Source organism: Pseudomonas sp. EL_65y_Pfl1_R83, from assembly GCF_963970695.1.
GTDB lineage: Bacteria > Pseudomonadota > Gammaproteobacteria > Pseudomonadales > Pseudomonadaceae > Aquipseudomonas > Aquipseudomonas tritici.
The window spans coordinates 1-721 of sequence record NZ_CAXAQI010000080.1 but is presented as its reverse complement, the minus strand read 5'-3'; the positions used below and the strand labels follow the sequence as shown (position 1 = coordinate 721).

1 pseudogene is annotated in these 721 nt (G+C 68.5%); it reads right to left on the bottom strand.

Features of this window, described 5'->3' with window-relative positions:
• A pseudogene (locus AACY08_RS27715) lies at positions 1 to 721 on the bottom strand (Tn3 family transposase); the annotation flags it as partial.

Below are 721 nucleotides of genomic sequence, written 5' to 3'. Positions count from 1 at the left end.
AACCCTGGCCGTCGCGACGAGGCGGGTGAGATGGTCCCATCCCGCCGCACGCGCGACCGCATCCTCCAGCGACGCGCCGTCGCCATGCGCTTCGATGAGCGATTGGCCGAGCGCGGCGAAGCCGTCCAGCGTCGCTGTGACCCCGCCTCTCGTTTCCGCGGCACGTGCGTCATGCAACTGTTTTGCCTCGCGCCAGGTGCGCCCGACGATCCGGTCATGCGTCTCGATCACCGCATCCGCAGTCGAGGTGGCCCACTCGATGATGCAGACAGTGAGGATGGCGCGACGCCGGTCGGTGCCGAGATCACGCAGGCCATCGGCGAAGTAACGTTCGCCCTGTCGGCGCAGCCGGGCGACGCGATGCGGCGGGACGTCGCCGAGCAGGCCGGCATCGAGGTTCATCGCACGCAGGAACTCAAGCCGGTCGAGCAGTCGGTTTGCCGCGGCGGAATTGTTGCCCGGCTCGATCCGGCGCAGCCAGATGAAGCGGCTGATTGCCCCCGGCAGCATTTCGGTCGTCAGCCGGTCGAGCCGGGTGCAGGCGACAAGATCAAGGCGCGATGCGATGCGCTTCTCGATGCCGCGTTCGGCCGCGACGAGCGCATCCGCGCACAGGCGCTCGATCGTCGTGATCGCCGGCAGGATGGTCATGGTATCGCGGCAGCGGGCGATGAAGCGCCGGGCGAGATCGTCGTTCGAGTGTGCCTGCTCGGCTTCGGCG